This is a genomic window from Streptomyces zaehneri (assembly GCF_032248645.1).
In the GTDB taxonomy this organism is placed as follows: Bacteria; Actinomycetota; Actinomycetes; order Streptomycetales; family Streptomycetaceae; genus Streptomyces; species Streptomyces coriariae.
Window position 1 is genome coordinate 18,944 of the sequence record NZ_JASTTJ010000025.1, and the last position, 11,331, is coordinate 30,274.

General features: G+C 72.5%; 10 protein-coding genes and 1 riboswitch. Of the genes, 3 read left to right on the plus strand and 7 right to left on the minus strand.

Translation table 11 applies throughout. The features are described from left to right. Window positions 1-159: 159 nt before the first annotated feature. The gene (sepH, locus tag QQM72_RS32715) at window positions 160-1,197 is read left to right on the plus strand and encodes a septation protein SepH (protein WP_314224449.1); all 1,038 of its coding nucleotides are present in this window, start codon (window positions 160-162) and stop codon (window positions 1,195-1,197) included. Between the two features lie 126 nt (window positions 1,198-1,323). On the opposite strand, the gene QQM72_RS32720 is transcribed toward sepH, so the two are convergent. Beyond that, window positions 1,324-2,175 (minus strand): sulfurtransferase, encoded by an 852-nt coding sequence (locus QQM72_RS32720; protein ID WP_314224450.1) that lies wholly within the window; start codon window positions 2,173-2,175, stop codon window positions 1,324-1,326. A gap of 220 nt (window positions 2,176-2,395) precedes the next feature. Between QQM72_RS32720 and QQM72_RS32725 the strand changes: the two genes are divergently transcribed. Then, window positions 2,396-3,196 carry a VOC family protein gene (locus tag QQM72_RS32725; protein WP_314224451.1) on the plus strand — a complete coding sequence of 267 codons (801 nt, stop codon included), beginning with the start codon at window positions 2,396-2,398 and terminating at the stop codon, window positions 3,194-3,196. 26 nt (window positions 3,197-3,222) lie between these two features. Here the strand turns inward: QQM72_RS32725 and QQM72_RS32730 are convergent, their stop codons facing one another. The 4 genes from QQM72_RS32730 to QQM72_RS32745 form a co-directional block, all read right to left on the minus strand. Then, entirely contained in the window at window positions 3,223-3,870 is a 648-nt protein-coding gene (locus QQM72_RS32730; protein ID WP_314224452.1) for a thymidine kinase, read from the minus strand. A gap of 50 nt (window positions 3,871-3,920) precedes the next feature. Next, window positions 3,921-5,132 (minus strand): alkaline phosphatase family protein, encoded by a 1,212-nt coding sequence (locus QQM72_RS32735; RefSeq protein WP_314224453.1) that lies wholly within the window; start codon window positions 5,130-5,132, stop codon window positions 3,921-3,923. Beyond that, window positions 5,132-5,728, minus strand: a complete 597-nt coding sequence (locus tag QQM72_RS32740) for a DUF5998 family protein (RefSeq protein WP_054243638.1) — start codon at window positions 5,726-5,728, stop codon at window positions 5,132-5,134. Before QQM72_RS32740 ends, QQM72_RS32735 begins: the two co-directional genes overlap by 1 nt. 172 nt (window positions 5,729-5,900) lie before the next feature. After that, on the minus strand, window positions 5,901-8,714 hold the full coding sequence (locus QQM72_RS32745; protein WP_314224454.1) for a bifunctional acetate--CoA ligase family protein/GNAT family N-acetyltransferase: 2,814 nt from the start codon (window positions 8,712-8,714) through the stop codon (window positions 5,901-5,903). 177 nt (window positions 8,715-8,891) lie between these two features. Between QQM72_RS32745 and QQM72_RS32750 the strand changes: the two genes are divergently transcribed. Continuing rightward, the gene (locus QQM72_RS32750) at window positions 8,892-9,173 is read left to right on the plus strand and encodes an HPr family phosphocarrier protein (protein WP_020125117.1); all 282 of its coding nucleotides are present in this window, start codon (window positions 8,892-8,894) and stop codon (window positions 9,171-9,173) included. Window positions 9,174-9,399: 226 nt separating this feature from the next. On the opposite strand, the gene QQM72_RS32755 is transcribed toward QQM72_RS32750, so the two are convergent. Then, on the minus strand, window positions 9,400-10,095 hold the full coding sequence (locus QQM72_RS32755) for a GntR family transcriptional regulator (protein ID WP_314224455.1): 696 nt from the start codon (window positions 10,093-10,095) through the stop codon (window positions 9,400-9,402). 188 nt (window positions 10,096-10,283) lie between these two features. After that, window positions 10,284-11,027, minus strand: coding sequence for a M23 family metallopeptidase (locus QQM72_RS32760; RefSeq protein ID WP_314224456.1), 744 nt, complete (start codon window positions 11,025-11,027; stop codon window positions 10,284-10,286). Between the two features lie 15 nt (window positions 11,028-11,042). Then, a riboswitch (cyclic di-AMP (ydaO/yuaA leader) is annotated at window positions 11,043-11,208 on the minus strand. Between the last annotated feature and the right edge of the window lie 123 nt (window positions 11,209-11,331).

The window sequence follows — 11,331 nt, forward strand, 5'->3', positions numbered from 1 at the left end:
GGCGAATAGGTAACCGTGCCATAACGGCGGCGCAGGGCCTGTGCCCGACACGCCGGGCAACTCGGCAAGGTTGTGGCAGGCTGCACCCGGGCAGGCCACACTCGACTAGCGGAAGCAGCGACGCACGTGACGTCGGCAGGCACCACCCGGGAGGTCCCCATGCCCGAACTGCGTGTCGTGGCCGTCTCGAATGACGGCACACGGCTGGTGCTGAAGGCTGCGGACAGCACGGAGTACACGCTTCCGATCGATGAGCGTCTGCGCGCCGCCGTCCGCGGCGACCGTCCCCGCCTCGGCCAGATCGAGATCGAGGTGGAGAGCCATCTCCGCCCCCGTGACATCCAGGCGCGTATACGTGCCGGTGCCACCGCGGAAGAAGTCGCCCAGATGGCCGGCATCCCCGTCGACCGTGTGCGCCGCTTCGAGGGCCCTGTGCTGGCCGAGCGCGCCTTCATGGCCGAGCGGGCCCGCAAGACTCCGGTCCGCCGGCCCGGCGAGAACGCCGGACCCCAACTCGGCGAGGCCGTCCAGGAACGGCTGCTGCTGCGCGGCGCCGACAAGGACACCGTCCAGTGGGACTCCTGGCGTCGCGACGACGGCACCTGGGAAGTCCTGCTGGTCTACCTGGTGGCGGGCGAGCCGCACTCGGCGAGCTGGACGTACGACCCGCCCCGGCGGCTCGTCCAGGCCGTCGACGACGAGGCACGTTCGCTGATCGGCGAGTCCGACGACCTGGCCGCTCCCGAGCCCAGCTTTCCGTTCGTCCCGCGTATCGCACGGCTGCCGCGCGACCGTCCGCTGGACCGCGCGCTCGACCGGCCCAGCCTGCCGGCCCAGCCGCCCGAGCCGACCGAGGAGAGCACCGGCGAGCGGGAACGCGACTCGCTGACCAGCCTGTTGGAGGCGGTGCCGAGCTTCCGCGGCGACATGGTCGTCCCGGAACGCCCGGCCGAGCCCGCCCCGGAGGAGCCCGACGAGCAGGAGCCCGCCGCCGAGGAACCCCCGGCGCCGGCCGCCTCCGCCGGATCCGCCTACGCGGACGTTCTCATGCCGCGTTCCGTCGGCAGCCACCGCGACCGTCTCGTCGGCGCCACCGACCGCCAGGCCGAGGCGGACGGTGTCCGTCCGGGCCGCCGGGCCGCGGTGCCGAGCTGGGACGAGATCGTGTTCGGCACCCGGCGGAAGAAGCAGGAGTAACCGGCCCTCGGGCAACTCGCCCGAGGCGTCGGCCGGTTCTCGGAATCCGGTGGGCACACCAGTACATACGTGAGGGGGGCCGCACCCGTTCGGTGCGGCCCCCCTCACGGCGTCCGCGCGGCGGGACTACCGGGGGTCGGGGCCCACGGCGACGGGCCGGGCCGGGTCCGAGGACCACTCCGACCAGGAGCCGACGTACAGGGCCGCCGGAATGCCCGCGACCGCCAGGGCCAGCACCTCGTGGGCGCCGGAGACGCCCGAGCCGCAGTACACGCCGACCGCGGTGCCGTCGGACGCCCCCAGCGCCTTGAAACGGTCCCTCAGGTCCTCGGCGGACAGGAAACGGCCGTCAGGGCCCACGTTGTCGTTCGTGGGCGCGGAGACAGCACCCGGAATGTGCCCGCCGACCCGGTCGATCGGCTCGACCTCACCCCGGTACCGCTCCCCCGCGCGGGCGTCGAACAGCACTCCGGAACCGGCGAGAGCGGCGGCCCCGTCGGCGTCGAGGAGTCCCGTGGCGCCCGGCAGCGGCTCGAAATCGCCCTCCACGCGCGCGGGGACGTCGTCCGAGAGGCCTCCCTGCCACGACGGCAACCCGCCGTCGAGGACCCGCACGTCCGGGTGACCCGTCCAGCGCAGCAGCCACCACGCGCGGGCCGCCGCCCAGCCCTGCCCGCCGTCGTACACGACCACCGGCCGGCCCGCCGAGACGCCCGCCCTGCGCATCGCGGAACCGAACAGCGCGATGTCGGGCAGCGGATGCCGGCCGCGGCCGCCCGGAGCCCCCGCGAGCTCCCGGTCCAGGTCGACATAGACCGCGCCGGGCACATGCCCGGCCTCGTACGCTGCGCGCCCGTCGAACGGCGGCTCCCCCGCCGCCTTCGCCACGCTGAGCTGCCAGCGGACGTCGAGGACGACGGGCGGGTTCTCCCCCGCCAGGTCGCCGGCCAGTTCCGATGCGGTGATGATGGCGTTCATGGTCACCATCCTCGCGCACGGGGTGGCCCCATCGCTCATGTCCGGCTACTCTGCTCCGCCGGACAGGCTCGATCACGCGGCGTGCGGGATCGGGCACATGCCGTACAGGCGATCGACATCTGGCGACAACCGCACGTGAACCGACGAGAAACCCCCTATCAGGCATCCTCCGAGGGCGGAAGCGACGCGGCCACCGCAAGGGGCTGAGGAGAGAGTGACGATGACCGAGGCAGGTGGGTCGGCCGGCCCGATCGGCGCAGCACACGCCCGGTACGCGCCCGGTACACCCTGCTGGGTGAGCCTGATGGCGCACGGGTTGACCGCGACGCAGGCGTTCTACGGCGAGCTCTTCGGCTGGGAGTTCCGGCCCGGCCCGCAGCAGTTGGGGCCCTACGTGCGGGCGGCGCTCGACGGCCACGAGGTGGCCGGGATCGGTCAACTGCCCCCGGACCGCCACCTCCCGGTCGCCTGGACGCCCTACTTCGCCTCGGACGACGTGGACGCGACTGCCGAAACGGTCCGGCTGTGCGGCGGCACGATCGGCGTCGGCCCGCTGGACGCCCCCGACGCCGGACGGCTGGCCATCGGCTCCGACCCCTCCGGCGCCGTCTTCGGCGTCTGGCAGGCGGCGGGCCACGTCGGCACCGCCATCACCGGCGTGCCCGGCACACCCGCCTGGAACGAGCTGACGACCTACGAGGCCGCGAGCGTCCGCAAGTTCTACGAGACGGTCTTCGGCTACGAGGAGAGCGTGGTGTCCGCCGACTTCGACCACGTGACCCTGCACGTCGCCGGCCACCCGGTCGCCGGCATCCACGGAGTGGGCGCCGCGCTGCCCCGGGACCGGGGACCGCACTGGACGACGTACTTCGAGGTGGCCGACACGGACGCGGCGCTCGGCCTCGTCGTCGGTCTCGGCGGGCAGGTCCTCGAGCCGGCCCAGGACAGCGAGCACGGGCGCGTGGCGGGCGTGGCCGACCCCGAGGGGGCCCGCTTCTCCCTGATCCAGGGGCCTCGGTGACGGACGGTCCCTGAATGCCGCCGAGGCTAGACCGGCTGCACCGGCAGCACGTCCGGCGACAGGGCCGCCGCCCGCGCCGACGCCGAGGTCATGCGGCGGCGGTGGTGGCGCCTGCACAGGACCTCGTAGCCGACCGTGTCCGCCTGGTCGACGTCACCGACGACGACCTGGGCGCCCTCCACGACCATGAACCCGCCCACCGTGCGGGCGTTGTGCGTGGCGCGGGCGCCGCACCAGCACAGGGCCTCGACCTGGAGGACCTCGACGCGGTCGGCGAGTTCGACGAGCCGCTGGGAGCCGGGGAACAGCTTGGAGCGGAAGTCGGTCGTGATCCCGAAGGCGTAGACGTCGATGTCCAGGTCGTCGACCACGCGCGCGAGCTGGTCGATCTGCTCCTCGGCCAGGAACTGCGCCTCGTCCGCGATCACGTAGTCCGCGCGGCCGCCCTGCGAGAGGTGGTCGACCAGGGAGGCGTAGAGGTCCTGGCCGTCCTCGACCTCGACGGCGTCGGTGACCAGGCCCAGGCGGGAGGACAGCTTCCCCTCGCCCGCGCGGTCGTCCCGCGTGAAGATCATGCCCTGGAGGCCGCGCGAGGAGCGGTTGTGCTCTATCTGGAGAGCCAGCGTCGACTTCCCGCAGTCCATGGTTCCGGAGAAGAAAACCAGCTCGGGCATGGGGAGTTGAGCGCCTTTCGGTGAAGGTGGAGCGGAAACGGTTCGGGGCGTCAGGAGCGTACTTCGAGCAGCGGGACCAGCTGCTCGGCAGGGGTCATCGAGCCGTGGTTGCCGACCATCGCCGACTCCTTGGGCTCCCGTTCGGAGGCGATGATCAGGACGTCGTCCCGGGCGGCCGCGATCACGTCGCCGAGGCGGGCGTACACCCGCTCGTCGACCTGCGGCCCGAACCAGCCCGCGGCGATCGCCTCGTCGCGCGAGGCGATCCAGAACTGCTCGCCGAGCACCTCGCGCCAGCAGGTCAGGACGTCGTTCTCGGCGCCCGGTACGGCGTACACGTGGCGGGCGCGGCCCTCGCCGCCCAGGAGAGCGACCCCGGCGCGCAGCTCCCAGTCCGCGTCGAAGTCGATGCGGTGTTCCTCGTCGAAGGGCACGTCGACCATGCCGTGGTCGGCGGTGACGTAGAGCGCGCTGCGCGGCGGGAGCTGCTCGGCGAGGCGCTGGACGAGCCGGTCGACGTACATGAGCTGGCCACGCCACGTGTCGGAGGCGACGCCGTAGCGGTGCCCGGCGCCGTCCAGTTCCGCGTAGTACGTGTAGACGAGGGAGCGGTCGCCGGCGGCCAGTTGCTCGGCGGCGAAGTCCATGCGCTCCTCGCCGGTCAGCCGCCCGTGAAACGTTCCGCCGCTCAGCGCGACCTTGGTCAGCGGGGTGTTCTGGAAGGTGGGGGACGACACCTGGGCGGCGTGCACCCCCGCCTCGTGGGCGAGCTGGAAGACGGTGGGGTACGGCTGCCAGGCGCCCGGGGCCGTCCAGGGCTGCCAGCGGAGCTGGTTCATCAGGGCGCCGGTCGCCGGGTTGCGCACGGTGTAGCCGGGCAGGCCGTGCGCGCCCGGGGGAAGGCCGGTGCCGACGGAGGCGAGGGAGGTCGCGGTGGTCGCCGGGTAGCCGGCGGTCAGCGGACGTCCGGTGCCGCCGCGCGAGCTGCCGAGCAGCGCGTGGAGGTAGGGCGCCTCGTCGGGGTGGTCCTTGATCTGCTCCCAGCCGAGGCCGTCGATCAGGAAGACGCAGTTGCGGTCGGCCGGGGCCAGCTCCGGGATCGCCGCCGTCGTGCCGGGTACGCCCATGCCGGCGGCCAGCGTGGGCAGCAGGTCGGCGAGGGAGCCGGAGCCGTACTCGGGGACGGGCGCGGAGCCGACCGCGAGCGGTTCGGGGAAGTCCCAGGGGGCCGAGTCGGAAGGGGTGGGCACGGAGCTCGACATCAGCGGGTTACGTCCGCTGTCGCCTCGGACAGCGACTGTGCGAAGACGAGTGCCTGGCGGACCGTCTCCGGGCCGTCGCCGGCCTCGCTCACCCGCAGGCTGAGGTCGTCCGCCGTCGAGCTGCCGGTGTAGCCGTGGTCGGCGTCGCAGTTGGGGTCACCGCACGCGGCCGGCTCCAGGTCGATACGGGAGACGGCGCCCCAGCCGATGGTCAGCACGATCTCTCGCGGCAGGGTGCCCGGCGTGTACGACTCCGGGTTGGCGACCACCCGGCTGAGGACGACGGACGAGATCCGGCCGAGCTTCACGGACTCCGTGGACGTCGTGGCGTACGGCGTCGGGGAGGTGGTGTCGGCGGCCTGCTCGTCGGTGTGGCTGACGATGAAGCGGTTGCCGGTGAGGACCAGCACGGTCACATGCCGACGCACCTCGTTCTGGTCGAACGTGGTCTCCTGGTGGACCAGGTACGACCGGATCGGCTCGCCGCCCACAGCGGCCTCCACCGCCTCGGCCACGAGGGCCGGGTAGTAGCCGCTGCGCTCGATCGCCGCGCGCAGCCCCTGGGTCGTCGTACTGGTCTTGGCCATGCCCTCCATCCTACGGGGACCCACTGACTGCGAGGCACCGCTCAGGACCGCTTCGGTACGTCGGCTGCGGCCGGGGCGCGCTCCGGCCGTGCTCCGGGGGACACGCCTCTGCGGGGCGAGCCGCTGCCGGGACGGCGCGACCTCGCGCGCGTGCCCGACGACGCGCTCCCGGACGGCCCGCTCAGTACGTCGGCAGCGTCCTCGGTCCGAGGTCGTCGCGCGCCGGCGGGGGTGCCAGGCGGACGGAGGCGCCGAGGACGCTCAGCCCGTGCGGGGCGACGACGACAGGCTCCAGGGTGACCGCGACGACCTCGGGGTGGTCGTCGACCAGCCGGGACACCCGCAGCAGCAGTTCCTCCAGCGCGGCGGTGTCGACGGGCGTCGACCCGCGCCAGCCGAAGAGGAGCGGGGCGGTCCGGATGGACCGGATCAGCGAGGTGGCCTCGCGGTCGGTGACCGGAACCAGCCGGTGCGCCATGTCTCCGAGCAGCTGTGAGGCGGCCCCGGCGAGCCCGAAGGACAGTACGGCTCCGGCCGCCGGGTCGATGACCGCGCGGACGACCGTGTCGACTCCGCGCGGTGCCATCGCCTGGACGACCGGGCGGATCTCCTCCGGCTTGCCGAAGAGCTCGGTCAACTCGGTGTACGAACGGCGCAGTTGCTCCTCGTCGGCCACATCGAGCCGTACGCCGCCCAGGTCGGCGCGGTGCCGCAGGTGCGGGGCGGTGGCCTTGACGGCGACGGGGTAGCCGAGGTCGGCCGCGGCCCGCGCCGCCTCGTCCGGGGTGGGCGCGGGGATGGCCCGGCGGGTGCGGATGCCGTAGCGGCCGAGGAGTTCGCACGTCTCGTCGGTGCCGAGGGTCAGACCCTGCCCGCGCGCGAGGAGCCCGCCGATCAGATCGGCGGCGCCCTTCTCGTCGATGTCCTCGTACTCGGGCACCTTGCCGGCGTCGGCCGCCTCACGCCGCCAATGGGCGTACTTCACGGCCTCCGCGAGCGCGCGGACGGCGCGTTCGGCGGCGGGGTAGGCGGGGATGAGATGCGTTCCCTCGGGTGCCGCGACGGCGGTGGGCACCGGCTGCGCGCCGTCGGAGACGTCCGTACGCGCGCGTGGGGCCGTCTCCGGGCGCGGTGCGGTGCTCGTCGCGGCGGACAGCGCCATGGCGAGACCACCGAGTTCCACGTGCACGACGAGCACCGGTTTGGCGGGAGCGGCCGCCGCGGCCGAGCGCAGGGCCTCCGCGAGTTCCGCGTCCCCGGGCGACCTCTCGCCGATCGCCGGGATCGCCGTCACGACCACCGCGTCGCACCTCTCGTCGGCCAGCGCCCGGGCCAGCGCCGCGTGGAAGTCCTGGGCCGACGCCTCGGTCGTCAGGTCCAGCGGCGGCAGCGGACGCAGCCCTTCCGAGAGACAGGCGTCGTAGGTCAGCAGGCCCAGCGACTCGGAGTTGCCGAGGATCGCCACCCGCGGGCCCGTAGGCAGCGGCTGACGGGCGAGCAGCAGGCCCGCGTCGACCAGTTCCGTGATGGTGTCCACACGGATCACGCCGGCCTGCCGCAGCAGCGCCGACACCGTCGCGTGGGGCAGCCGGGTCGCCCGTACGGCGTGCCCCTGCGGGGCGGAACCGGCGCCCTGGACGACGACCAGGGGCTTGGCCGCCGCCGTGCGCCGCGCGAGGCGGGTGAACTTGCGCGGGTTGCCGATGGATTCCAGGTACATGAGGGCGACGTCGGTGTCGGGGTCGTCGTACCAGTACTGGAGGACGTCGTTGCCCGAGACGTCCGCGCGGTTGCCGGAGGAGATGAAGGTCGATACGCCGGTGACGCCGGTGACGCCGCCACCACGCCGGTGGAGGCGGGACAGCAGGGCGATGCCGATGGCGCCGGACTGGGCGAACAGGCCGATGCGGCCGGGTCTCGGCATCTCCGGGGCCAGCGAGGCGTTCAGCCGCACCTGGGGGGATGTGTTGATGACCCCGAAGGCGTTGGGGCCGATGATCCGCATGCCGTACGCGCGCGCGTGCCGGACCAGCTCGCGCTGGCGCTCCCGTCCGTCGGGGCCGCTCTCGGCGTAGCCGGCCGAGAGGACCACGAGTCCCTGCACGCCGTGCTCGCCGCATTCGGTGACGGCCTCGGGGACCTGCTCCGCCGGAACGGCGACGACCGCGAGGTCGACGGGCGCCGCTATGTCGCGCACCGAGCGGTGGGCGGGCACCCCGTCCAGTTCCTTCAGGTCCTCGGGGAAGGCCTTGTTCACGGCGTACAGCCGCCCGGTGAAGCCCGCCTCGCGGAGGTTGCCGAGGACGCTTCGGCCGACGCCGCCGGGGCTGCGGCCGGCGCCGACGACGGCCACGGAACCGGGCGCAAGCAGCCGCCCCACGGAGTGCGCCTCGGCGCGCTGTTCCCGCGCGCGCTGCACGGCGACGGAGCGTTCGGTGGGTTCGAGGCCGAACTCCAGGCGCACGACGCCGTCCTCGAAGCTGCGCCTCTGGGTGTATCCGGCGTCCGTGAACACCTTGATCATCTTGTTGTTGGCGGGAAGCACCTCGGCCGCGAAGCGGCGGATGTCCCGCTCGCGCGCCACGGCCGCGATGTGCTCGAGCAGCGCGGAGGCGACGCCCCTTCCCTGGTGGGCGTCCTGGACGAGGAACGCGACCTCGGCCTCGTCGGCCGGGGCCGAGGCGGCCATGCCGTCGGCACCAATGCGGTCATAGCGTACGGTGGCGATGAACTCGCCGCCGACCGTGGCCGCGAGTCCCACCCGGTCCACAAAGTCGTGGTGCGTGAAGCGGTGGACGTCCTTGTCGGACAGGCGCGGGTAGGGCGCGAAGAACCGGTAGTACTTCGACTCGTCCGAAACCTGCTCGTAGAAGCTGACCAGGCGCTCGGCGTCATCGACGGTGATGGGGCGGATGCGCGCGGTGCCGCCGTCGCGCAGCACCACGTCGGCCTCCCAGTGGGCGGGGTACTCGTGCCGGTCCGACGCGCTCTGCATGGGGCCCAGAGTACGGCTCGCGTACGACAACGGCGCGAGGCAGTCTGTGGAGGACGTTCGTCGGATCGAGGCCGCGATCCGACGCCCACGTCGGGAGGGGTCGCACGACCCCTCCCTCACACGCTTCACGTGTGGAACACTGGTCTAGACAACCTGAACACTGAAGGGCAGCATCACATGGCTGAGCGCCGCGTCAACGTCGGCTGGGCCGAGGGCCTTCACGCCCGCCCCGCTTCCATCTTCGTCCGGGCCGCCACGGCCGCAGGTATCCCGGTGACGATCGCCAAGGCTGACGGCAACCCCGTCAACGCGGCCTCCATGCTGGCCGTTCTCGGCCTGGGCGCCCAGGGCGGCGAGGAGATCGTCCTCGCCTCCGAGGCCGACGGCGCGGACGCCGCGCTCGACCGTCTGGCGAAGCTGGTCGCCGAGGGTCTCGAGGAGCTCCCCGAGACCGTCTGAGCGCGTGGCCCCCTTTGCGCCTGAGCCGCCACCGCACTCGCGGATGCGGTCGTGCGTCATCGGGGGTGCTCAATTGACGGTGATGGCGTTCGTCACTTCAAAGGTGTCGTCCCGCTAAACCACGAAGGGCTCGTCCGAATTATCGGGCGAGCCCTTCGCATTTCCCGCTACGGGCAGCAGAAATAATCCCCCGCGAATTATCCCCTCTTTGTATACGGCCCTCGTGTTAATGCCGCAGACCCGTCATGTTTACGGGAGGTTGCGAAGTCCTCACACGGTCGGCGCGCTCGGGCCCGCCGGAAAAGCGCAGCCGGTGCGCGCCCGTCGCGCGCTCGGTGTGCAGCGCCGTGATCGCCCGCGCACGCTCGCCGTCGCCGCGCGCCACCGCGTCCACGATCGCGCCGTGCTCCGCCCAGGACTCCACGGGGTTGGCCGGGGCCTCCACCGCGTACATCCAGGCGATCTTGTGGCGCAGCTGGGTGAGCATCGACGTCAGGGCATGGCTCCCGGAGGACTGGGCGAGCGTCTCGTGGAACCAGCCCCCCAGGGAGCGCAGGTCCTCGCTGTTGCCCCGCCTGGCCCGCTCCTGGCCCAGCCGGACGAGGCCGCGCAGCACCTTCAGATGGGCCTCGGTGCGGCGCTGGGCGGCCCGGGAGGCGCCGAGCGGCTCCAGGAGCATGCGCATCTCCAACAGGTCCGCGGCCTCCTGCTCGGTCGGCTCCGCGACGCACGCGCCCGCGTGCCGCCGCGTGACGACGAAGCCCTCGGCCTCCAGCGTGCGCAGCGCCTCCCGGACGGGCACGCGGGAAACGCCGTAGCGGCGAGCGAGGAGTTCCTCGGTGAGGCGGCTGCCGCGCTCGTAGACACCCGCGACGATGTCGTCCCGAATGGCCGTGCACACCGAGTGCGCCGGAATACGCATGACGGACCTCCGCCTTAATCCCCGTGAAACGTCGACGATTGACGTGTGTTCCGTGACTCTATTGCAATGGGCGGGGATTTCCGATGGCGGGCCGGAATCCAGGGATATTTTTTGGACAGCGGGGCCTCGAAAACGGCGAAAGCCCCGGCCGGGAGGGCCGGGGCAAGACGATCTGTCGCCGTGGGTCGTCAGACGTTCACGCCGTGGTTGCGGAGGTAGGCGACCGGGTCGATGTCCGAGCCGTACTCCGCGGTGGTGCGGGCCTCGAAGTGCAGATGCGCGCCGGTGACGTTGCCGGTGGCGCCGGACAGGGCGATCCGCTGGCCCGGGGTGACCTGCTGGCCCACCGACACCTCGATGGACGACAGGTGACCGTACTGGGTGTACGTCCCGTCGTTCATCTTGATGACGATCTGGTTGCCGTACGACCCGCCCCAGCCGGCCTCGACGACGGTGCCCAGGCCGACCGCGTGCACGGTGGTGCCGCTGGCCGCGTGGAAGTCGATGCCGGTGTGGCTGCCGGAGGACCACAGGGAGCTGCTGGCCTGGTAGCTGGTCGACACGTAGGAGCCGGTGATCGGCGAGACGAAGGTGTTGAGGCGCTTGCGCTCGGCCTCGCGGGCCGCACGCACGCGTGCCTCGCGCTCCTCCACGGCCTTCTTGGCGGCGGCCTGCCGGGCGGCCTCCTCGAAGGCCGCGTGCTTCTGCACGGCGACCTGGTCGTCGACCTGCTCCGCGACGGCCTCGGACGCGGTGACGACGGGGATCAGGCCGGTCTGCTCGGGGCTGGGCTCGGCGGCGAGGGCCGGGGTGGCGGCGACGGTGGCCATCACGCCGGTGGTGGTGAGCGCCGCGACGCCCGCCGCGCGAGCGGTGGTCCGCTGCATCCGGCCGGGACGACGGTGCTTGCCGGGCGCGCAGGTGAACGCCATGAAGTCGGGTGTGTCCTTTCCTTCCTTCTCGCCTACCGGGTTAGCTGACGGGTTCGGAGCAGGAAGGTCTCCTACGGACCCCCTCGCGATCACGCGCGGGCGTCCGATTCACCCCAGGGACTGCACATGGGTCCCCGGCTCCCCTGGCTCGCGCCGTACGGGGACTCGGCGATGACTGTCCGGTGCCGCGGCTGCGGCGCACTGCCTGACGAACAGCCCGCATGACGCTAAGCGGCGCGGGTTTCAATCCTCAAACGGATCCCGGTTTTTGTAGCGCATCCCACAGGGCAGACGGGCAACCTCC

Excerpts from the sequence above, each read along its gene's own strand:
- QQM72_RS32760 (WP_314224456.1), bottom strand. The coding sequence starts at position 11,027 with ATGGCGTTCACCTGCGCGCCCGGCAAGCACCGTCGTCCCGGCCGGATG.
- QQM72_RS32750 (WP_020125117.1), top strand. The coding sequence starts at position 8,892 with ATGGCTGAGCGCCGCGTCAACGTCGGCTGGGCCGAGGGCCTTCACGCC.
- QQM72_RS32725 (WP_314224451.1), top strand. The coding sequence starts at position 2,396 with ATGACCGAGGCAGGTGGGTCGGCCGGCCCGATCGGCGCAGCACACGCC.
- QQM72_RS32745 (WP_314224454.1), bottom strand. The coding sequence starts at position 8,714 with ATGCAGAGCGCGTCGGACCGGCACGAGTACCCCGCCCACTGGGAGGCC.
- QQM72_RS32735 (WP_314224453.1), bottom strand. The coding sequence starts at position 5,132 with ATGTCGAGCTCCGTGCCCACCCCTTCCGACTCGGCCCCCTGGGACTTC.
- QQM72_RS32755 (WP_314224455.1), bottom strand. The coding sequence starts at position 10,095 with ATGCGTATTCCGGCGCACTCGGTGTGCACGGCCATTCGGGACGACATC.
- sepH (WP_314224449.1), top strand. The coding sequence starts at position 160 with ATGCCCGAACTGCGTGTCGTGGCCGTCTCGAATGACGGCACACGGCTG.
- QQM72_RS32730 (WP_314224452.1), bottom strand. The coding sequence starts at position 3,870 with ATGCCCGAGCTGGTTTTCTTCTCCGGAACCATGGACTGCGGGAAGTCG.
- QQM72_RS32720 (WP_314224450.1), bottom strand. The coding sequence starts at position 2,175 with ATGAACGCCATCATCACCGCATCGGAACTGGCCGGCGACCTGGCGGGG.
- QQM72_RS32740 (WP_054243638.1), bottom strand. The coding sequence starts at position 5,728 with ATGGAGGGCATGGCCAAGACCAGTACGACGACCCAGGGGCTGCGCGCG.